General features: G+C 71.7%; 19 protein-coding genes. 8 read left to right on the top strand and 11 right to left on the bottom strand.

Annotated elements, in window-relative coordinates; genetic code table 11:
* Positions 1-31 precede the first annotated feature (31 nt).
* Together ACIOD2_RS35050 and ACIOD2_RS35045 are read left to right on the top strand one after the other, a co-directional pair.
* Positions 32-1,303, top strand: a complete 1,272-nt coding sequence (locus tag ACIOD2_RS35050) for a class I SAM-dependent methyltransferase (protein WP_400548032.1) — start codon at positions 32-34, stop codon at positions 1,301-1,303.
* A complete protein-coding gene (locus ACIOD2_RS35045) occupies positions 1,303-2,079 on the top strand; it encodes a DUF1295 domain-containing protein (RefSeq protein ID WP_400548029.1) in 777 nt (258 codons plus the stop codon). Before ACIOD2_RS35050 ends, ACIOD2_RS35045 begins: the two co-directional genes overlap by 1 nt.
* Here the strand turns inward: ACIOD2_RS35045 and ACIOD2_RS35040 are convergent.
* Positions 2,066-2,572, bottom strand: a complete 507-nt coding sequence (locus tag ACIOD2_RS35040; protein ID WP_400548026.1) for a DinB family protein — start codon at positions 2,570-2,572, stop codon at positions 2,066-2,068. The two genes, ACIOD2_RS35045 and ACIOD2_RS35040, sit on opposite strands and share 14 nt — an antisense overlap.
* Positions 2,573-2,771: 199 nt before the next feature.
* On the opposite strand from ACIOD2_RS35040, the gene ACIOD2_RS35035 reads away from it, so the two are divergent.
* The gene (locus ACIOD2_RS35035) at positions 2,772-3,236 is read left to right on the top strand and encodes a MarR family winged helix-turn-helix transcriptional regulator (RefSeq protein WP_400548023.1); all 465 of its coding nucleotides are present in this window, start codon (positions 2,772-2,774) and stop codon (positions 3,234-3,236) included.
* A complete protein-coding gene (locus ACIOD2_RS35030) occupies positions 3,223-3,657 on the top strand; it encodes an OsmC family peroxiredoxin (protein WP_400548020.1) in 435 nt (144 codons plus the stop codon). Before ACIOD2_RS35035 ends, ACIOD2_RS35030 begins: the two co-directional genes overlap by 14 nt.
* 48 nt (positions 3,658-3,705) lie before the next feature.
* Here ACIOD2_RS35030 and ACIOD2_RS35025 read toward each other — a convergent pair whose 3' ends face one another.
* Entirely contained in the window at positions 3,706-4,245 is a 540-nt protein-coding gene (locus ACIOD2_RS35025; RefSeq protein ID WP_400548017.1) for a CGNR zinc finger domain-containing protein, read from the bottom strand.
* A gap of 77 nt (positions 4,246-4,322) precedes the next feature.
* Here ACIOD2_RS35025 and ACIOD2_RS35020 point away from each other — a divergent pair, with 77 nt between their 5' ends.
* The 4 genes from ACIOD2_RS35020 to ACIOD2_RS35005 all read left to right on the top strand — a co-directional run bounded on the left by ACIOD2_RS35020 (position 4,323) and on the right by ACIOD2_RS35005 (position 7,640).
* Positions 4,323-5,498: an MFS transporter gene (locus ACIOD2_RS35020; protein ID WP_400548014.1), complete on the top strand. Its 1,176-nt coding sequence runs from the start codon at positions 4,323-4,325 to the stop codon at positions 5,496-5,498.
* 88 nt (positions 5,499-5,586) lie between these two features.
* Positions 5,587-6,315, top strand: a complete 729-nt coding sequence (locus ACIOD2_RS35015; RefSeq protein ID WP_400548011.1) for a hypothetical protein — start codon at positions 5,587-5,589, stop codon at positions 6,313-6,315.
* A 116-nt stretch (positions 6,316-6,431) separates the two neighbouring features.
* A complete protein-coding gene (locus ACIOD2_RS35010) occupies positions 6,432-7,415 on the top strand; it encodes a LuxR C-terminal-related transcriptional regulator (RefSeq protein ID WP_400548008.1) in 984 nt (327 codons plus the stop codon).
* A 78-nt stretch (positions 7,416-7,493) separates the two neighbouring features.
* On the top strand, positions 7,494-7,640 hold the full coding sequence (locus tag ACIOD2_RS35005) for a hypothetical protein (RefSeq protein WP_400548005.1): 147 nt from the start codon (positions 7,494-7,496) through the stop codon (positions 7,638-7,640).
* Here the strand turns inward: ACIOD2_RS35005 and ACIOD2_RS35000 are convergent.
* The 9 genes from ACIOD2_RS35000 to ACIOD2_RS34960 all read right to left on the bottom strand — a co-directional run bounded on the left by ACIOD2_RS35000 (position 7,637) and on the right by ACIOD2_RS34960 (position 19,310).
* Entirely contained in the window at positions 7,637-8,461 is an 825-nt protein-coding gene (locus ACIOD2_RS35000; protein ID WP_400548002.1) for an NAD(P)H-binding protein, read from the bottom strand. The genes ACIOD2_RS35005 and ACIOD2_RS35000 overlap by 4 nt on opposite strands.
* A 486-nt stretch (positions 8,462-8,947) precedes the next feature.
* Positions 8,948-9,784, bottom strand: a complete 837-nt coding sequence (locus tag ACIOD2_RS34995; RefSeq protein ID WP_400547999.1) for a cell division protein FtsQ/DivIB — start codon at positions 9,782-9,784, stop codon at positions 8,948-8,950.
* A gap of 4 nt (positions 9,785-9,788) precedes the next feature.
* Positions 9,789-11,186: a UDP-N-acetylmuramate--L-alanine ligase gene (gene murC, locus ACIOD2_RS34990; protein ID WP_400547996.1), complete on the bottom strand. Its 1,398-nt coding sequence runs from the start codon at positions 11,184-11,186 to the stop codon at positions 9,789-9,791.
* The gene (gene murG, locus ACIOD2_RS34985; protein ID WP_400547993.1) at positions 11,179-12,303 is read right to left on the bottom strand and encodes an undecaprenyldiphospho-muramoylpentapeptide beta-N-acetylglucosaminyltransferase; all 1,125 of its coding nucleotides are present in this window, start codon (positions 12,301-12,303) and stop codon (positions 11,179-11,181) included. The genes murC and murG overlap by 8 nt, the downstream gene beginning before the upstream one ends.
* Entirely contained in the window at positions 12,300-13,799 is a 1,500-nt protein-coding gene (gene ftsW, locus ACIOD2_RS34980; RefSeq protein ID WP_400547990.1) for a putative lipid II flippase FtsW, read from the bottom strand. Before ftsW ends, murG begins: the two co-directional genes overlap by 4 nt.
* Positions 13,786-15,192, bottom strand: a complete 1,407-nt coding sequence (gene murD / locus ACIOD2_RS34975) for a UDP-N-acetylmuramoyl-L-alanine--D-glutamate ligase (protein ID WP_400547987.1) — start codon at positions 15,190-15,192, stop codon at positions 13,786-13,788. The genes ftsW and murD overlap by 14 nt, the downstream gene beginning before the upstream one ends.
* A gap of 1 nt (position 15,193) precedes the next feature.
* Positions 15,194-16,270 carry a phospho-N-acetylmuramoyl-pentapeptide-transferase gene (mraY, locus tag ACIOD2_RS34970; RefSeq protein WP_323331408.1) on the bottom strand — a complete coding sequence of 359 codons (1,077 nt, stop codon included), beginning with the start codon at positions 16,268-16,270 and terminating at the stop codon, positions 15,194-15,196.
* The gene (murF, locus tag ACIOD2_RS34965) at positions 16,267-17,769 is read right to left on the bottom strand and encodes a UDP-N-acetylmuramoyl-tripeptide--D-alanyl-D-alanine ligase (protein ID WP_400547983.1); all 1,503 of its coding nucleotides are present in this window, start codon (positions 17,767-17,769) and stop codon (positions 16,267-16,269) included. The genes mraY and murF overlap by 4 nt, the downstream gene beginning before the upstream one ends.
* Positions 17,766-19,310, bottom strand: a complete 1,545-nt coding sequence (locus ACIOD2_RS34960) for a UDP-N-acetylmuramoyl-L-alanyl-D-glutamate--2,6-diaminopimelate ligase (protein ID WP_400548910.1) — start codon at positions 19,308-19,310, stop codon at positions 17,766-17,768. Before ACIOD2_RS34960 ends, murF begins: the two co-directional genes overlap by 4 nt.
* Between the last annotated feature and the right edge of the window lie 275 nt (positions 19,311-19,585).

Here is a 19,585-nt window from a genome sequence, read left to right as displayed (position 1 = left end):
TCCACCACGCAGGACGGAGCGAATCCCGGACATGCCGAACAGCACCGCGCACCGCCTCGCCTCGTTCGCCGAAAAGCTCCTCGGCGGGCAGCTCCCCATCGGCCTCCGGACGTGGGACGGAACCCGCGCCGGACCAGTGGACGCGCCCACCGTGGTGCTGCGCAACCGCCGCGCCCTCCGCCGCCTCCTCTTCGCGCCGGGTGAGCTGGGTCTCGCCCGCGCCTACGTCACCGGTGACCTCGACGTCGAAGGCGATCTCGCCGACGGCTTCCGCCGGATCTGGTCCCTCACCCGCGCGGGTGAGCTGAACCGGGTGAAGCTGGGCCCGCGCGAGTGGGCGGAAGCCGCGAAGCTCGCCGGGAAGCTCGGGGTCTTCGGGCTCCCGCCCAAGCCGCCCGCCGAAGAGGCCCGGCTGTCGGGGAAGCTGCACAGCCTGCTGCGCGACAAGTCCGCCATCGCCCACCACTACGACCTGGGCAACGCCTTCTACCAGCTGCTGCTGGACGAGTCGATGGCCTACTCCAGCGCGTACTTCACCTCCGACGAGCCGGGCTACGGCCTGGCGGAGGCGCAGTCGGACAAGCTGGAGATGATCTGCCGCAAGCTGGGCCTGCGCCCGGGCATGCGGCTGCTCGACATCGGCTGCGGCTGGGGTTCGCTGCTGGTCCACGCGGCCAAGCACCACGGCGTGCACGCCGTCGGCATCACGCTCTCGGCCGAGCAGCTGCAGCACATCCGCGGCCGGCTGGCCCAGCACGACCTCGAAGACCGCGTCGAGGTCCGGCGCCAGGACTACCGCGAGCTGCCGGACGCGCCGTTCGACGCGGTGGCGTCGATCGAGATGGGCGAGCACGTCGGAGAAATCAACTACCCGACCTACGCCGCGACGCTGCACAAGATGGTCAAGCCCGGCGGGCGGGTGCTGATCCAGCAGATGTCCCGCGGCAACGTCGCCCCCGGTGGCGGCGCGTTCATCGAGCGCTACATCGCGCCCGACATGACCATGCGCCCGGTCGGCCGGACCGTCGAACACCTCGAAACCGCGGGCCTCGAGGTGCGTGACGTCCACGCGATGCGCGAGCACTACGTCTGGACGGTGCGCGCCTGGGCCGACACCCTGGAGGAGAACTGGGCCGACGTCGTCGCGCTCATCGGGGAGACCGGCGCGCGGGTGTGGCGCCTCTACCTGGTGGGCGGGGCGCTGGCGTTCGAGGAGAACCGGATGGGTGTGGACCAGATCCTGAGTGTGCGACCGGACGTGAACGGCGTCAGCGGCATGCCGGCGACCCGGGAGTGGCTCTGATGCCCCTGGGCGGCACGCTGCTGGTCACCGCCGGCGTCACGGTCGTGGCGGTGGTGGTGACCTTCGGGATCGCGCGGGCGCGCCGGCGCTACGACACGATCGACACGTTCTGGGGGCTCGGCTTCGCGATCGTCGCGCTGGCCGCGTTCCCGTTCGGCGACGGGCCGCTCTCGCTGCGGCTGGTCGTCACGGCGCTGACCGTCGTCTGGGGCGTGCGGCTGTCGGTGCACCTGCACCTGCGCAACCACAAGCTGCCGGAGGACCCGCGGTACGTGCGGATGGCCGAGAAGGCCTCGCCGGCGAAGATGTTCGTGCGCGTGTACCTGGTGCAGGCCGTGGTGCTGTACTTCGTTTCGCTGCCGGTGCAGTTCGCGCAGTACGGCACCGGGATCGGCGTGCTGGGCTGGCTCGGCGTCGCGGTGTGGCTGGTCGGGTTCGGCTTCGAAACGATCGGCGACGACCAGCTGCGCCGCTTCAAGACCGACCCGGCGAACAAGGGCAAGGTGCTCGACACCGGGCTGTGGCGCTACACGCGGCACCCGAACTACTTCGGCGACGCGTGCGTCTGGTGGGGCCTGTACCTCCTGGCGTGTTCGACGTGGCCGGGCGCGCTGACGATCCTCTCCCCGATCGCCATGACGTTCACGCTGGCTCGCGGCACGGGGAAACCGTTGCTGGAGAAGGGAATGGCCCGCACGCGCCCGGCGTACGCGCACTACGTCGAGCGCACCAGCGGGTTCTTCCCGTTGCCGCCCAAGCGCGTCACTCCCCGGTGAGGCCGTCGGTCAGCTCGCGCAGGACGTCGAGGTGGCCGACGTGCCGGGCGGTCTCCTCGATCATGTGCGCCACGACCCAGCGGACGTTGAACGTCTCGGCCTTGTGCGTCACCTCGTCGGCGAGGTCGTGGGCGGCGGTGATTTGGCGGCTGCGGGCGCACTGGGTTTCGTAGTCGGCGAGCAGTTGCGCCATCGACGCGTCGGGCGAGACCCGGAACTCCGCGTCCGGGTCCTGCTCCAGCTTCTCCTCCCAGGTGTCCGGCTCGCCGTCGACGACCACGGCGAACCAGAACCACTCGTTGAGCGTGAGGTGCGCGACCAGGCCGGCGACGGTCGTCAGCTCGCTGGGCAGGTGGACCCGCCGGGCCTGGTCCGGGCTCAGCCCGCCGCTCTTCCAGGCGACGGTGGCGCGGTGGTAGTCGAGCAGGCTGGTGAGGATCTCCCGCTCGCCGCCGGTGAGCGGGATCTTCGGGCGGTCCGGTCGTTCGGTCATGGGCTGGAGTCTGCCAGGCACCACCGACAGGTTTTCCGGGTTACGGCCTGCGGCCCGCACTCGGCTGAGCGCATGGCCGTGAGGTGTCGATGGAGGTTTTGGGACGCTGGACGGCCAGAATCCTCCATCGACGAGCGCTGCGCGACCACAGCGCTCTTCGGCGATTACCTTGCGCACGATGTAATCGTGGGCTAGGTTTATGGACGTGCCGAACGAGTTCCTGCTGGACGAGCAAGCCTGCTTCGCGCTGTACGCGGCGCACCGGGCGGTGACGGACACGTACCGTCCGCTGCTCGGCGAGCTGGGCCTCACGTACCCGCAGTACCTGGTGCTGCTGGTGCTGTGGGAGTCCGACGACCGGCCGGTCAAGGAGATCGGCGAGCGGCTGCACCTGGACTACGGCACGCTTTCCCCGCTGCTCAAACGACTCGAGGCCAACGGGCTGGTGACGCGGGCACGCCTGCCCGCGGACGAACGCACCGTGGTGGTCAGCCTGACCGAGGAGGGCCGGGCGACGCGCGAGCGCGCCACCGGCGTCCCCCCGGCCATCGGCTGCGCACTGGGCCTCGACGACACCGAACGGCACCACCTGATCGAAACCCTGCGGCGGCTGACAGCGTCGGCCGCCGCGTACCCACCTGGAGGCCTTGATGCCCAGCCGTGACGCGACCACCCACTGGACCGGCGGACTGCAGAAGGGGAAGGGCGAAGTCACCCTGGACTCGTCCAACGCCGGCACGTTCTCCGTCTCGTTCCCGACCCGCGCGGGCAACCCGGACGGCCAGACCAGCCCCGAAGAGCTCATCGCCGCGGCGCACTCGTCGTGCCTCGCGATGAACCTGTCGGGCGTGCTGGAGGCCCAGAAGCTGACGGCGGACTCGATCGACGTCAGCGCGGAGGTCACCCTCGGCCCGGCCGCCGGCGGCGGCTTCGAGATCAGCGGCATCGCGATCACCCTGCGCGCGGCCCTGCCCGGCGTGAGCGCGGAGCAGTTCGCGGAGTACGCGGAGACGGCCGAGAAGACGTGCCCGGTGTCGAAGGCACTGGCCGGCACCACGATCACCCTGGACGCGGCCCTCGTCTGAGGTGCATTTGAACGGCCGCCCCGCTTCGGCGGGGCGGCCGTTTCGTCGTCAGCGGGCCGCTTTGGCTCGATAAGTCGACTTCTTCGCCTGGTTCCCGCAGACGTCCATCGAGCACCACCGCCGTGTCCCCGGGCGGGACGTGTCCAGGAACAGCGCCCCGCACCGTTCCCCCGCGCAGTGGCGGACCCTCGACAACGCCGGTGAGGTCGCCAGTTCGAGCGCGTCCCGCGCCAGCAACGCCAATACCGACGGCACGGGATCCGAAGCGTGCCAGCGGAGTTCGCCCGCCGGCGTGAGCGCGGGCGCCGGGACCGGCGCTGCCGCGAAACGGTTCACCCGCTGCCGGACCACGGGTCGCACCACCGCGCTGGTGAGCAACTCGTGGATCGATTCCCGCAACGCTCTCGCGTCGCGAGCCATGGCGTCCGATGCGGGCGCTTCTCCGAACGAGCTGAACTCCTCGATCCACGCGCGCAAGGAAGCCCCGTCCGGCAGCTCCTCCGTAGCATCGGAAGTGCCCCGATACCGCAGCGTGCGCACGAAATCGAGGCACAGCCTGCCCGCGCCCGACCGGAACCGCTCTGTCATGCACGTCACCATACCTCGGGAACCGGTTCGACTGGTACCGTCCGGGAACCGATCAAACCGGTTCCCGAGGGGTGAAGATGACCGAGACGAAGCCACAGCAGGAAGCCCCGCCCGGCTGGCTCGTGCTGCTCCTGGCCGTCTCTTGTGGACTGACCGTCGCCAACCTGTACTACGCCCAGCCGCTGCTCGCCGAACTGCGGCACACCTTCGGCGTCGGCGAGGCGGCCGCCGGCGGGGTCGTCACCGCGACGCAGATCGGGTACGCCGCGGGCATGCTGCTGCTCGTCCCGCTCGGCGACCGGCTCGAGAACCGCACCCTCGTCTCCACCCTGCTCGGCGTGGCCTGCGCGGGCCTCGTCGTCACCGGGCTCGCGCCCGGGTTCGCCGTGCTGCTGCTGGCTTCCCTGCTCGTCGGGACGACGTCGGTGGTCGTGCAGATCCTCATCCCGTTCGCCGCCGACCTCGCCCCGGACCACATCCGCGGCCGGATCGTCGGGCGCGTGGTCAGCGGGCTCGTGTTCGGCATCCTGCTCTCGCGCGTGATCGCCAGCTTCCTCGCGGAGGTCACGAGCTGGCGCGTGGTCTTCCTCATCTCCGCCGTGGCGATGGCCGTGCTCGCGTTCGTGCTGCGGTTCAGCCTGCCGAAGCGGGCGCCCAAGACCGACGTCGGCTACGGGCAGCTGATCCGCTCGACGCTGGCGATGGTGCGGAAACACCCCTCGCTGCGCCACCGCGCGCTCTTCCAGTCCGCGATGTACGGCGCCTTCAGTGCTTTCTGGACGACCATCGCGTTCGTGCTGACAGCCCCGCCGTTCAACTACTCCCAGCTCGGCGTCGGCCTGTTCGCGCTCGCCGGCGCGGGCGGGGCCCTGATCGCGCCGCTCGCCGGGCGCTGGGCCGACCAGGGGCACGGCCGGCGGCTCACCACGACCGCGTTCATCGTGTGCGCGGCCGCCTTCGCGGTCGCCGGGCTGGGCGCGCACAGCGTCGTCCTGCTCGCGATCGCCGCGATCGCGATCGACGCGGCGGTGCAGGCGACCCTCGTCGTCGGCCAGCACACGATCTACCAGCTCGACCCGTCGGCGCGCGCCCGGATCAACAGCATCTACCTGGCGACGTTCTTCGTCGGCGGCGCGATCGGCTCGCAGGCCGGCTCGATCGCCTACCACCTCGGCGGCTGGAGCGCCGTCGCCGTCTTCGCCGGCGTGCTCCCGCTGCTCGCACTGGCCGGGATGACCCGCACCCGGGCGTGAACTTCCTGCAGCACGGCTGCAGGAACCTGACGGACGGCGAGCCGCCGCACCCGCCGGCCGGCTGGGACGCTGGGTTCCGGAGGGTGCCATGACAGCACACGGCGGCTTGACCAGCATCGACGGCGGCGCGACCGCCTGCGCTCTCGCTCGGCCGATCGGCCGGCTGCACAGCGTGGACACCGGCCGTGACCGGGTGCCCGGCGCCGCCGAGTTCGTCGTCCTGGTGGGCGGCGACCGCGCGGGCGACCCGAGCGCGTTCGGCGCCCTGCGGGAGGACGCCCACGTCCTGTCCTTCGACCAGGCGCTGCTCGGGCCCGGCCAGGAGCTGATCGCCCGGCTGCACCGCGAGCTCGACACCCGGGTGCTGCCCGGGCTCGGCGCCACGTACTCCCCCGACTTCCTCGCCGCGCTGCTGCAGACCGCGGTGATCCACCTGCGCGACCGGCTGACCCAGGTCGGCGACGGCCGCCCGGTCGTCGTCGACGCGTACTACTACAAGATGCTCGCCCAGTGCCGCCTCTCCGGTGTCGCGGACAACCCGATGTTCGACTGGTGGCGGAGCTTTCCCCAGCCTGCCAGGGTGTTCTACCTCGACATCGCGCCGGAGAAGGCGTGGCGGCGCGGGTACGGCTGCGGGCTCGGCCCGCTGTCCCACTACGGCGCCCGCCCGACGCGCGACGGCTTCGTCGCCTACCAGAAAGACCTGCGGGACCTGATGTTCGCCGAGTTCGGCGCCCTCGACGTCCGGGTGCTGGACGGCACCGCCGACGTCGCCGACACCGTCCGGGAGGTCCGCGCCGAGTTCCTGCGGCGCTGACGGAGCGTCACCGAAATCCGCGTCGTTTCCCCCGTTCTCGCCCTGGTATGGCCGCTGCCGGGGTAAGGCGAAACTGCTACCGTACGCCCTTGGGCAGCTACCCAGGGGAGCGATCCATGAGCCTCGCGGACCTCGGGCTCGACGAAACCGCCGAGCTGGCGTACCGCCGTTGCCTGCGGGAAAAGACCGTGACCGTCGCCGGTCTCGCCGAATCCCTGCACCTCGACCGCGCGGAAACCGCCGGGATCGTCCGCGAGCTCGTCCGGCTCGGGCTGGTGCGGCAGGCCGACACGCAGACCTTCGACGCGCTGGACCCGGCGATCGCGCTGGAGAACCTGATCGCGGTCGAGATCAGCCGGCTGCGGGAGCAGGTGTCCCGGCTCGACGCGTGCCGGAGCCGGATCCGCTCACTGAGCGAAGACTTCACGGCCACCGCGAGCCGCGCGTCCCGGCCCGAGATCCAGCACATCCAGGGCATCGACAGCATCCGGGAGAAGCTCGACGAGCTGTCGTTCTTCGCCCGCACCGAAATCATGGGCCTGCAGCCGGGCGGGCCGTGGACGCCCGAGACGATCTCCGCCGCGCGGCCGCTCGACCTGCGCTGCCTGCGCCGCGGCGTCCGGATGCGCACGGTGGTGCGGGCGGAGATCCTCGAGGACGACCGGACCCGCGCCTACCTGCTCGACCTGTGCGCGCACGGTGCCGAGGTCCGCACCGCCGAGGGCACCGACCTCGAACGGCTGATCCTCTACGACCGCTCGGTCTTCGTCGCCCCGATCGACGTCGAGGACAGCAAAAGCGGTGCCGTCGTCGTCGCGCAGCCGGGGCTGGTCGCGAGCATGGTGAGCCTGTTCGAGCGCGTCTGGCGGCAGGCGACACCGGTGGGCGCGGCCGACACCGCCGCGCGATCCGGGTTGAGCACCACGGAGAAGCAGGTGCTGGCGATCCTCTGCCAGGCGGACAAGGACGAGCTCGGCGCCCGCGAGATGGGCGTGTCGGTCCGGACGTTCCGCAAGCACGTCGCCGACCTGATGCTCAAGCTCGGCGCGGGCAACCGGTTCCAGACGGCGCTGCTGGCCAAGGAACGTGGCTGGATCTGAACAATCCCGGGTTTCTGCCAGTGCCGCGGCGGTCACAATCGGTACGTCCGTACTTTTCCGCGCACCCAGGAGCCGACCGTGGCCACACTCGCCCGCATCACGCTTCCCGTCGTCGTGGCGATCGCCGCCGCGCTCACCCTCGTCCCGGCCGCCGAGGCCGCCCCGCCGGTTGTTGCTTCCTGCCCCGACAACAACATCTGGGACCGCGTTCCCTGCGTCGGCTAGGCGAAGTGCGCCCGGCGCGTGCCGGCCCACTCGGCGTAGGTCGTCCCCGGCCGTCCCAGGAGGTCCTCGACGACCCCGGTCGGCACCTGCGGATGCCGGGCGGTCGCCTCGAAACCGGTCAGCAGCCAGTCGGCGACCTGCTCGGGGACGCCGAAGCCGAGCCACAACGCGCGTTGCTCGTCCGGGGTCAGCTCGTGGAACCGGATGTCCTTGCCCAGCACGGCCGCGAGGGTCTCGACCTGGCCGCGCAGGCTGATGGCCTCCGGTCCACTGAGGACGTGCGTGGCGCCGACGTGCCCGTCGGTGGTGAGCACGCGAGCGGCGACCGCGGCGATGTCACCGAGGTCGATGGGCGTCTGCGTCGAGTCGCCGTAGGCCATCCGCACCTCGCCGGCGCGCACCATGCCCGCCCAGTCGAGGGTGTTGTCCATGAAGGACCCGGGACGCAGGAAGGTCCACGCGAAGCCGGCCTTCTCGACCTCGGCTTCGACGACGGCGTACGCGTTGCCGCTGGAGGCCTCGTGGCCGTCACCGACACTGCTGCCGGACAGCGCGACGACCCGTTCGACGCCGGCGTCGGCCGCCAGCTCGCAGAACCGCCGCACGGTCCGGGCCATCGGTGCCAGGTAGACGGCCTCGATTCCCTTGAGGGGCAGTGTCTCCGGCTTCGCGAGTGACCCGACGACCACCTCGGCTTCCGTGGGGAGTTTCGCCCGCTCGGGGTCGATGGTCAGGGCCCGCACGGGCTTGCCCGCGGCCAGCAGTTCGTCCACGACCAGCCGTCCGACGCTGCCGGTCGCCCCGGTCACCAGGATCGTCATGACACCCTCCTCGGTTTCGTATGGCGTACGAGATCGTACGGCATACGAGAAGTCGGGCACATAGTTTGCCGGGAGCCTCAGTGCCGACGGGGCCACTTGAACGGCCACGGGGGACGCACCGCGCGAACCAGGATCGCGAGGTCGCGAAGCCCCTTTGTGTCTCCGGTCTTGTGCACGATGAAAGCCGCAAGACCGAGCACGGCAATGAAGGCGACGAGGGTGCACAGAGGCACAACCAGCAACAACAAGACAACTCCATGACGGCTTACACCGGCCCCGGTGCCGGTGTTGCTGACGAGCTGTATGAAGTTGCCGTGATTCGCTTACTCAGACTCCCGGAGACAAGCAGCAGGCCGGGTGCTGCTCGGCGGCTGATCGTGAGTCAGCCTCACACTGTTTGCGGTGCAGTGTTTCTAGGAGCTCCCTGACGGGCGCGAGTCACAGGACACGAATAATACCGATCAGCTCCAGTGACAAGATGCCGCGTCAGGAAGTGATCGTCGGCAACTCAGGCGCCGCGACGTCGTAGACCTTGCCGTCCTGGGTCAAGAGCGCGGCCAGGACCTTGGCCTTGCGGTCCGTCTGCTCCGCGGTTCCCCAGCGGACGATCTTGCCGCTCGACAGGGTGAACTCCACGCTCGCCGGGGTCTTCGCCGTCGCCGTCGTGACCTGCTTGAGCAGCTGCTCCGGGATCACGCCGAGGACCGCCGTGACCGCGCGGGTCACCGGGTCGTCCGCCGAGACCTTCGGCAGCTTCAGCTCCGGGAGGCCCGCGGGCCGGGCCGGCACCGTCTTGAAGACCACGCCGCCGCCGTCGACCAGGTGGACGCCGTCGCCGCCCGGGCCGCTGTCGAAGAACGCGATCGCCGTGCGCTCGGTGACCGTGATCTCGACCGTGCTCGGCCACGAGCGCGACACCTCGACGGTCGAGATGCCCGGCATCGCCGCGACGCGGTCGCGGATCTCGTCGGTGCTCAGCCGCAGCAGCGGCTTGCCGATGGGGACGGCCGCCGTGGCGCGGATCTGGTCGGCCGTCACCGTGCGCGAACCCGTGACCGAGACGTCCTTCGCCCCGAGCATCGAGCTGAAGAACAGCAGGTAGACCAGCGCGACCAGAGTCAGCACGCTGAGCAGCGCGACCCACCGGCGGCGGATCTCGACCTGGCGGTTCGGCCGGTTCCGCGCGGCCGGCTTCGGCCGGGTGGCGGTGCGGGTCCGGCGGCGCTCCTCGTCCGAGCGCCGCCCCCGCCGCTCCCGCACCAGGGCAGCACGATCCCGTTCGTCCTCTTCGGACGGACGGCGGCGCTGGCTGGTCGAACTCATCGTCTCAGCGCTTGTCCAGCTCGGCGAGGATCTCCGGGCCCAGCTGCGTCACGTCGCCGGCACCCATGGTGACGACCAGGTCGTTGCCCTTGACCAGCCCGGCGACCAGGCCGGCGGCGACGTCGAACGCGGGCTCGTAGTGCACCGGCACGGTGACGGCGTCCGCGATCAGCGCGCCGTTCACGCCCGGCTCCGGCTCCTCGCGGGCGCCGTAGACGTCCAGCACGACGACTTCGTCCGCCAGGGACAGGGCCGCGGCGAACTCCGCCGAGAACAGCTTGGTCCGCGAGTACAGGTGCGGCTGGAACACGACGACGACCCGGCCGGTGCCGGCCGCGGTCCGCACCGCGCGCAGCTGCGCGGCCACCTCGGTCGGGTGGTGGGCGTAGTCGTCGTAGACGCGGACGTCGCCGGAGCGGCCCTTGAACTCGAACCGGCGGCGCACCCCACCGAACGCGGCAAGGCCTTCGGCCAGCTCGGTAGCGGGCGCGCCCAGCTCGAGCCCGGCGAGCAGCGCGGCGACCGCGTTGAGCGCCATGTGCTCACCCGGCACCGCGACCCGCACCGACAGCTCGCCGCCGTCGAGCGCGAGCTTGACGACGCCGCCGTCCGGCGCCGGGGTGTAGTCGAGGATGCGGGCGTCACCTTCGCTCGTGACGGTCCGGCCGTAGCGGCGGACGCGGACGCCCAGCTCCGCGGCCTGGTCGCCCAGGTCGTCGGCCGCGGGGTCGTCACCGCAGACGATCAGCAGCCCGCCCGGCACGATCCGGCCGACGAACTCGGTGAACACCTTGGTGTAGGCCTCGGCGGTGCCGTGGTGGTCCAGGTGGTCCGGCTCGACGTTGGTCACGACCGCGACCGACGGCGAGTAGGTCAGGAACGAGCCGTCGCTCTCGTCGGCCTCGGCGACGAAGACGCCGCCCTCACCGTGGTGGGCGTTGGCGCCGGACTCGTTGAGGTCGCCGCCGATGGCGAACGACGGGTCGAGCCGGCAGTGCTGCAGCGCCACCGTGAGCATCGACGTCGTCGACGTCTTGCCGTGCGTGCCCGCGATGCAGGCGACGCGGTGGCCTTCCATCAGCCCGGCCAGTGCCTGCGCCCGGTGCAGCACCGGGATCCCGGCGGCGCGCGCGGCGGCCAGCTCGGGGTTGGTCTCCTTGATCGCCGTCGAGACGACGACCGACGAAGGCGGCTCGGCCAGCTCGTCGAGGTTGGAAGCGCGCTGGCCGACGAACAGCTCGGCACCCTGGGCCCGCAGCGACAGCAGCGCGCGGGACTCCTTGGCGTCCGAGCCCGAGACGAAGGCCCCGCGGGCCAGCAGGATCCGCGCGATGCCGGACATGCCGGCGCCGCCGATCCCGATCAGGTGCGCGCGGCGCAGTTCTTCGGGTAGCTCAGGCACCTGCGGCCTCCAGGACGATCTTCGCGAGCAGTTCGTCGGCTTCGCGGTGGCCCATGCCGACCGCCGCCGCGCCCATCTTCGCGACCCGGTCGGCGTCGACGGTCAGCGGGACCACCAGCTCGGCGATCTTCGCCGCGGTGAGGTCGGCGTCCTCGACCATCAGCGCCGCACCGGCCGTGACGGCCGGGCGGGCGTTGGTCGCCTGCTCGCCGTTGCCGTGCGGCAGCGGGACGAACACCGCGGGCAGCCCGACCGCCGTCACCTCGGCGACGGTCATCGCGCCCGAGCGGCACACGGCGACGTCGGCCGCCGCGTAGGCCAGGTCCATCCGCTCCAGGTAGGGCACCGGCACGTAGGCCGGCTTCCCCGGGAACTCCTGCACGACCAGGGTGTTCTTCGGGCCGTGCGCGTGCAGCACGCCGATGCCGGCGTCGGCCAGCTCCTTCGCCGCGCCGGACACCGCGCTGTTGATCGACTGCGCGCCCTGCGAACCGCCGAACACCAGCAGCGTGGGTGCGTCCGGGTCCAGCCCGAAGTGCTTGCGGGCCTCGGCGCGCAGCGCGGCCCGGTCGAGCGACGTGATCGACCGGCGCAACGGGATCCCGACGACCTCGGCCTTCGGCAGCGGCGTGCCGGGGACGGCGACCGCGACCCGCGCGGCGAACCGCGCGCCGACCTTGTTGGCCAGGCCCGGCGACTGGTTGGCCTCGTGCACGACGATCGGGGTGCGCCCGCGCGCGGCCAGGTAGGCCGGGAGGGCGACGTAACCGCCGAAGCCGACGACGACGTCCGCGCCGACCCGCTCCAGCACCTCACGGGTCTTGCGCACCGAGTCGCGAACCTTCAGCGGCAGCCGAAGCAGCTCCGGCGTCGGCTTGCGGGGCAGCGGCACCGGCGGGATCAGCTCGAGGGCGTACCCGCGGGCGGGGACGAGCTTGTTCTCCAGGCCGCGCTCGGTGCCGAGCGCGACCACCGTCGCGTCCGGGCGCAGCCGCATGACGGCGTCGGCCAGGGCGAGTGCGGGTTCGATGTGTCCTGCGGTGCCACCACCGGCGACCACGACCACGGGCGCCTTGCCCGCGGCTGATCGCTCGGTTCCCTTGACGGGCTTACTCACCAATGACCTCTCCGGTTCGCGGTACTCCGGGTACCACGGCTCGCTGTTGTCCGCGCGGCCCCGCGAGACGTGGCCGTGCTCGTCCGTGCCGCGCTGCGGCGCACCGGCTCGCGGACCGACTTGCGCCGTTCCTGCGCCGGGGCGGGCCGCGCCGCACGGGGCGCGGGCCTGGCCGCCTTCGCCCCAGCGCGCGCCGCCCCCTTGCGCGTGGCGGGCGGGCGGTACGGGTCGGGCGCGGGCAGCCGCAGCAGACGCCCGAATTTACCCGGCCCCTGTGTCCGCAGCGCGGCCACCGCCTCCGGTTCGTGCCGGGCGGCGTTCGCGAGCACGCCCATGATGAGCATGGTGATCACCAGCGAGGTGCCGCCGTAGGAGATCAGCGGCAGCGTGACGCCGGTGACGGGCAGCAGGCCGACGACGTAGCCGATGTTGATGCCGGCCTGCGCCACGAGGAACACGGTCAGCGTGCCGGAGACGATCCGGATCCACGGGTCGATGTTGCGGGTGGCGATCCGCAGGCCCACGACGGCGACCCCGGCGAACAGGGCCAGCACGACGACGCAGCCGACCAGCCCGAGCTCCTCGCCGATCAGGGCGAAGATGAAGTCGTTCTGCACGTTCGGCAGGTAGCCCCAGTTGGACGCGCCCTGGCCGAGCCCCTTCCCGAGCAGGCCGCCGTCGGCGAGGGCGAGCTTGGCCTGGTTGGCCTGGAAGCCCGCGGCGCTCGTGTCGGGGTCCGGCGAGAGGAACGACATGACGCGCACGAGGCGGTAGGGCGCGATCAGCGCCAGCACGAGGACACCGGCCAGGCCGCCCGCGAGGATGACGCCGAACAGCCGTTTCGGCGCGCCGGCGAACCACAGCAGGGCCAGCAGCACCACGGCCAGGGTGACCGTGCCGCCGAGGTCGGGCTGCAGCATGACCAGGGCGAACATCAGCAGCGCGATCGGCACCACCGGCACCAGCAGGTGCCGCCACTGGTGGATCACGTTGTACTTGATCACCAGGATGTGCGCGCCCCAGAACGCGAGCGCGACCTTCGCGGCCTCGACCGGCTGGAACGTGAAGTCGCCGAGCCGGAACCAGCCCTGCGAGCCGTTGACCGTCGAGCCCAGCGGGGTCAGCACCAGGACCAGCAGGCCGAGGCAGATCACCGTCGCGGTGGCCGACATGCGCCGGATCCGCTCCAGCTTGACCCGCATGCCCAGCCAGAACACGACCCCGCCGAGCGCGACGAACACCAGGTGCTTGGTGAACTGCGCGTACACGCCGCTGCCGGTCTTCGGGTTGTACGAGTCGACCGACGAGGCCGAGAGCACCATGACGACGCCGATGACGGTGAGCACGCCGGTGAGGGCGAGCACGAGGTGGAACGAGGCCAGCGGGCGCGAAAGCCACGCGGTCAGCGCGGTGCGGAAGGCGACGAAGCCGCTTTCCTTGCGCTCCCGGCGCGGCCGTTTCGGGGCGGCGGAGGGCTTGGGCTCAGTGACCGTCACGCGGCGCCCCCGCTGCGTCGTCGCGGAGGACGTGCACCGCCGCGGCGAACGCGTCGCCGCGTTCGCCGTAATTGCGGAACATGTCCAACGACGCCGCGGCGGGTGCGAGCAGCACCACGTCACCTGGCCGGGCCATCGCGCTGGCCGCACTCACCGCCGCAGTCATGGGTTCATGGTCACCCGGACGGAGGCTGTTCACCGGGACATCCGGCGCGTGTCGCGCAACCGCGGCGGCGATCACGGGTGAATCGACACCGAGTAGCACAACTCCGCGCAGGCGGCCGGCGATGGTGATCACCAGTTCGTCCACCGAAGCGCCCTTGAGCTGGCCCCCGGCGATCCAGACGATGCTTTCGTGCGCGCGCAGCGACCCGGCGGCCGCGTGCGGGTTGGTCGCCTTGGAGTCGTTGACGTACCGGACGCCGGCCACCTCAGCGACCTCGACGGCCCGGTGCGGGGCCGGCTGGTACTCGCGAAGGCCCTTCAGCACGGCGTCGGGCGTGACGCCGTGGGCGCGGGCCAGCGCAGCCGCGGCGAGGGCGTTGGAGACGTTGTGCGGGCCGGCCGGGCGGACGTCGGCCAGCGTGGCCAGCTCCTCGGCGCTGGTCGCCGGGTCGGCGACAAAAGCACGGTCGACCAGCAGGTCCTCGACCAGGCCCAGCTCGCCGACGGACGGCGTGTCCAGCCGGAACGCCACGCGCCGGGCGTCCTCGGACGCGTGGTCGTCGGCGATCTTCACCGACCACTCGTCGTCGGCGTTGTGCACGACGATCCTGGCGTGGGTGTAGGCCCGGCCCTTGGCCGCCGCGTACTCGTCCATCGAGCCGTGCCAGTCGATGTGGTCCTCGGCCAGGTTCAGCACCACCGCGGCGTCCGGTGCCAGCGTCGAGGACCAGTGCAGCTGGAAGCTCGAGAGCTCCACGGCCAGCACGTCGTACCCCGCCTGGACGGCGTCCAGGGCCGCGTAGCCGATGTTCCCGCAGGCCACGGCGTTGGCGCCGCCCGCCTTGAGGATCGACTCGAGCATGCCGGCGGTGGTCGTCTTGCCGTTCGTGCCGGTGATGACCAGCCACGACGGCGGGTGCTCGCGCAGCTGCCCGACCCGCCAGGCCAGCTCGACGTCGCCGATGACCTCGACCCCCGCCTCGGCGGCGGCCACCAGCAGCGGCGACGTCGGCCGCCAGCCGGGGCTGGTGACGACCAGCGCGGTGCCTTCGGGGGGCTCGGTGAGCCCGGGCACCAGCTCGGCGCCCAGGCCTTCCAGCTCCGCGAGACGTTCGGCGTTGCCGTCGGTGACCGTGACGCGCGCGCCCAGCGCCGTCAGCGCGGGGACGATCGACTTGCCGGTGACCCCGGCACCGGCGACCAGGACGTGCGAACCGGCCAAATCCACGTCAGCCTCCGAGCTGCTCGCTGTAGAACAGGCCGAGCCCGAACATGCAGCAGATCGCCGAGAGTAACCAGAACCGGATGATCACCGTGGTTTCGGCCCACCCGGCGAGCTCGAAGTGGTGGTGGAAGGGCGCCATCCGGAACAGCCTTCGCCGCGTGGTCCGGAAGACCGCGATCTGCGCGACCACCGAGATCATCTCGACCATGAACAGGCCGCCGATGACGATGGCGAGCAGCTCGGTGCGGGTGGTCATCGACAGCCCGGCGACCAGGCCGCCGAGGGCCAGCGAACCGGTGTCGCCCATGAAGATCTTCGCCGGGGCCGCGTTCCACCAGAGGAACCCGACACACGCGCCGGTCGCCGCCGCGGCGACCACCGCCAGGTCCAGCGGGTCCCGCACGTAGTAACAGGCTTGCGCCGGGCCGTTCGCGCAGGACAGCCGCTCCTGCCAGAACGAGATGACCACGTAGGTCGCCAGCACCATCGCCGCCGAGCCGCCGGCCAGGCCGTCGAGGCCGTCGGTGAAGTTCACCGCGTTCGACCAGCCCGAGATCACGATGTAGCAGAAGATCACGAAGATGATCGACGGGAACGTGATCAGGGCGAGGTCACGGGCGTAGGAGAGGCTCTCCGACGCCGGAGTGATGCCCTGCTCGTTCGGGAAGTTCAGCGCCAGGACCGCGAAGGCGACCGTGACCACCAGCTGGCCGACCAGCTTCGCGGTCTTGTTCAGCCCGAGGTTGCGCTGCTTGCGGATCTTGATGAAGTCGTCGAGGAACCCGACGACGCCCAGCCCCACGGCGAGCATCAGCACGAGCAGCCCGGAGACCGTCGGCGCGCCGCTCTTGGAGTTGACCATCCAGTTGATCAGGTGCGCGGCGAAGTACCCGACGACCATCGCGATGATGATCGCGACACCGCCCATGGTCGGGGTACCGCGCTTGGACTTGTGTCCCTGGGGGCCTTCCTCGCGGATCTCCTGCCCGAAGCCCTGCCGGGAGAAGACCCGGATGAGGTAGGGCGTGAGCATGATGGAGACCAGCAGGCCCGCCGCGGCCGCGATCAGGATGCTGATCACGCGTCACCACCGTTCGAGCGTGTTTCGGAGTTGTCGGTTTCCCGGGGGTCGAGCAGGGCTTCGGCGACACGCCAGAGACCGGCGGCCTTGGAGGCCTTGACCAGCACGACGTCCCCGGGACGGAGCTGATCATGCAGCAGGGCGGCGGCGGCCTCGACGTCGGGTACCAGGATCGACTCCTCGCCCCAGGAACCCTCCTGGTGCGCCCCCTGGTGCATGGCCGCCGCCTCGGGGCCGATCACGACGAGCTTGGCGATGTTGAGCCGCACGACGAGCCGGCCGATCTCGTCGTGCGCGGTGATCGCGTCCGCGCCGAGCTCGCCCATCACGCCGAGCACGGCCCAGGACCGGCGGCCGCTCTCCCGGGTCATCGCCGCGAGCGCCTTCAGGCCGGCCCGCATCGACTCGGGGTTGGCGTTGAAGGAGTCGTTGAGGATCGTGACGCCGTCTTCGCGGGTGACGACCTCCATGCGCCGCGCGGACCGCCGTTCGAGCGACGAGAGCCCGGCGGCGATCTCCGCCGGGGTCGCGCCCAGCTCCAGGGCGACCGCGGCGGCGGACAGCGCGTTGCCGACGTGGTGCTCGCCGTGCAGCGGCAGCGTCACGTCCGCCGCGCCGGCCGGGGTGACCAGCCGGAAGGACGCGCGGGCCTCGCCGTCGAGGGTGATGTTCTCCGCGCGGACCTGCGCGGAAGGGCTTTCGCCGACGAACACCACGCGGGCCTTCGTCCGGCTCGCCATGGCCGCGACCAGCGGGTCGTCCAGGTTGAGGACCGCGACGCCGTCTTCCGGCAGCGCCTCGACCAGCTCGCCCTTGGTCTTCGCGATGCCCTCGCGGGAGCCGAACTCGCCGACGTGCGCGGTGCCGACGTTGAGCACGACACCGATCTTCGGCGGGGCGATCTCGGCGAGGTGGGCGATGTGCCCCGGCCCGCGCGCGGACAGCTCCAGCACCAGGTGCCGGGTGTCCGCGTCGGCCCGCAGCGCGGTCCACGGGTGGCCCAGCTCGTTGTTGAACGACCCGGGCGGCGCGACCGTCGGGCCGAGCGGCTCGAGCAGCTGGGCGATGACGTCCTTCGTCGACGTCTTGCCCGACGATCCGGTGACGCCGACGACGGTCAGGGTGCCTTCGGCGAGGCGCTGCACGACGAACCGGGCGAGCTTGGCCAGCGCGGCCAGCACCGCGGCGCCGGAGCCGTCCTTGTCGCCGGTCAGCGCGACCGACCGCTCGTGCGCCTCGCCGGGCGCCAGGGGCGGCACGACGATCGCGGGCGCGTCGACCTCACGGGCGGCGAGCACGGCGACGGCACCGGACTCGGCGGCCTTGGCCGCGAAGTCGTGGCCGTCGACCTTCTCCCCCGGCAGGGCGACGAACAGGCCGCCGGGGACGAGCTGCCGGGTGTCGAACTCCACGCTGCCGGTCACCTGCGCGCCCGGGTCGGCGCGGTGCAGCCGGCCGCCGACGACGTCGGCGATCTCGGCCAGGCTGAGCACGATCACACACTCACCTCGAGTTTGTTGCGGATGGCCGCGGCCAGCTCGTCGCGGTCGGAGAACGGGTGCACGACGCCGCCGGCCGCCTGGCCGGTCTCGTGCCCCTTGCCGGCGAGGAAGACGATGTCGCCCGGCCCGGCCAGCGCCACGGCGCGGGCGATGGCCTCGCGGCGGTCGCCGATTTCGACGATCTCGCCGCCCTCGGCGGGGCCGACGCCACGGGCGCCGGCCAGCATCGCGGCCCGGATGGCCGCGGGGTCTTCGGAACGCGGGTTGTCGTCGGTGACGATCAGGACGTCACTGCGGCGGGCCGCCGCCTCGCCCATCATGGGGCGCTTCGCGGTGTCCCGGTCGCCGCCGCAGCCGAGCACGGTGATGATCCGGCCCTCGGTGCGCGCCCGCAGCGCGTCCAGGCCCTGCGCGACCGCGGCCGGCTTGTGGGCGTAGTCGACGACGGCGGTGAAGTCCTGGCCGACGTGCACCCGCTCCATCCGGCCCGGCACCTGCACCTGCGCGAGCCCGGTGACGATGTGCTCCAGGCCCACCCCGGCGGTGCTCAGGATCGCGGCGGCGAGCACGGCGTTGGCGACGTTGAACTCGCCGGGCAGCGGGATCCGGGCGGGTGCGGACACGCCGTCCGGGCCGTGCAGGGTGAACGTCTGCTCACCGTGCGGGGTGGCCTCCAGGTCGGTGGCCTTCCACGCGGCGTCGGTGCCGGGATCGGTCGACACGGTGATCGTCTGCGGGGTGAGCAGCGCCTGCCCCCACGCGCTGTCGACCACGACGACCTCGGTGGTCGAGCGGCCGTCGAACAGCAGCGCCTTCGCGGCGAAGTACTCCTGCATGTCCTTGTGGAAGTCCAGGTGGTCCTGGGAGAGGTTGGTGAACGCGCCGACCGCGAACCGGGTGCCGTTGACCCGGCCCAGCGCGAGCGCGTGGCTGGAGACCTCCATCGCCACGTGCGTGACGCCGCGTTCGAGCATCACCGCGAACAGCGCCTGCAGGTCCGGGGCCTCCGGCGTGGTGAACCCGCTGACCAGGCGTTCGCCGGCGATGCGGGTCTCGACCGTGCCGATCATGCCGGTGGTCAGCCCGGCGGCCTCGAGCCCGGCGTCGACCAGGTAAGAGGTCGTGGTCTTGCCGGAGGTGCCGGTGACGCCGAGCACGGACAGCCGCAGCGACGGCTCGCCGTAGATCCAGGCGGCGATCTCGCCGAGGGCGGCGCGCGGGTCGGCGTGCACGAGGATCGGGACGCCGGCGTCGCGCAGTGCGGGCCGCTCGGCCCCGGCGGCGTCGGTGAGGACCGCGACGGCGCCGGCGGCGATCGCCTGGTCGCTGAAGTCGGCGCCGTGCACGCGGGCGCCGGGCAGCGCGGCGAACAGGTCACCGGGCAGCACGTGCTGCGCCCGCAGGGTGGTGCCGGTGACGGTGAGGTCGGCGGCGTCGGGTGACTCGGCGATCAGCCGGGCGTCCGCCCTGGCGAGCAGCGTCGCCAGCGGGACCGGGACGATGCGCGCCGGGCGCGGCGGTGCGGGGACCGCTTTCACCGGGCTCTCCGGCACCGGGGAACTGGACGAGGACACGGACACGGCCAAGAGGCTACCGGCGGGCGGTTCGGGGGCCCTCACGCGGTACGGCGATTGCGTGCGGGTCGGGCACATGTGCTAAACGCCGTCGCGGACCCCCTTGCCCCGCAACACTTTCCCGCACGCGTCCGGCCGATGTGGACGATGACCGGCGGAAAAGCCGTGAAGGCCACCTTGAGGGACTCTGAGTCCCTCAAGGTGGCCTTCACGGACCACAAAGCGGTAAGGGGGCCTTC

The sequence above is a fragment of the Amycolatopsis sp. NPDC088138 genome (assembly GCF_044741685.1).
Lineage (GTDB): Bacteria > Actinomycetota > Actinomycetes > Mycobacteriales > Pseudonocardiaceae > Amycolatopsis.
The sequence above is the reverse complement of the archived record's forward strand: the minus strand, read 5'-3'. Positions and strand labels throughout refer to the sequence as shown.

Coding starts and splice junctions, on each gene's coding strand:
- ACIOD2_RS35050 (WP_400548032.1), top strand. CDS start 32: ATGCCGAACAGCACCGCGCACCGCCTCGCCTCGTTCGCCGAAAAGCTC.
- ACIOD2_RS35045 (WP_400548029.1), top strand. CDS start 1,303: ATGCCCCTGGGCGGCACGCTGCTGGTCACCGCCGGCGTCACGGTCGTG.
- ACIOD2_RS35040 (WP_400548026.1), bottom strand. CDS start 2,572: ATGACCGAACGACCGGACCGCCCGAAGATCCCGCTCACCGGCGGCGAG.
- ACIOD2_RS35035 (WP_400548023.1), top strand. CDS start 2,772: ATGGACGTGCCGAACGAGTTCCTGCTGGACGAGCAAGCCTGCTTCGCG.
- ACIOD2_RS35030 (WP_400548020.1), top strand. CDS start 3,223: ATGCCCAGCCGTGACGCGACCACCCACTGGACCGGCGGACTGCAGAAG.
- ACIOD2_RS35025 (WP_400548017.1), bottom strand. CDS start 4,245: ATGACAGAGCGGTTCCGGTCGGGCGCGGGCAGGCTGTGCCTCGATTTC.
- ACIOD2_RS35020 (WP_400548014.1), top strand. CDS start 4,323: ATGACCGAGACGAAGCCACAGCAGGAAGCCCCGCCCGGCTGGCTCGTG.
- ACIOD2_RS35015 (WP_400548011.1), top strand. CDS start 5,587: ATGACAGCACACGGCGGCTTGACCAGCATCGACGGCGGCGCGACCGCC.
- ACIOD2_RS35010 (WP_400548008.1), top strand. CDS start 6,432: ATGAGCCTCGCGGACCTCGGGCTCGACGAAACCGCCGAGCTGGCGTAC.
- ACIOD2_RS35000 (WP_400548002.1), bottom strand. CDS start 8,461: ATGACGATCCTGGTGACCGGGGCGACCGGCAGCGTCGGACGGCTGGTC.
- ACIOD2_RS34995 (WP_400547999.1), bottom strand. CDS start 9,784: ATGAGTTCGACCAGCCAGCGCCGCCGTCCGTCCGAAGAGGACGAACGG.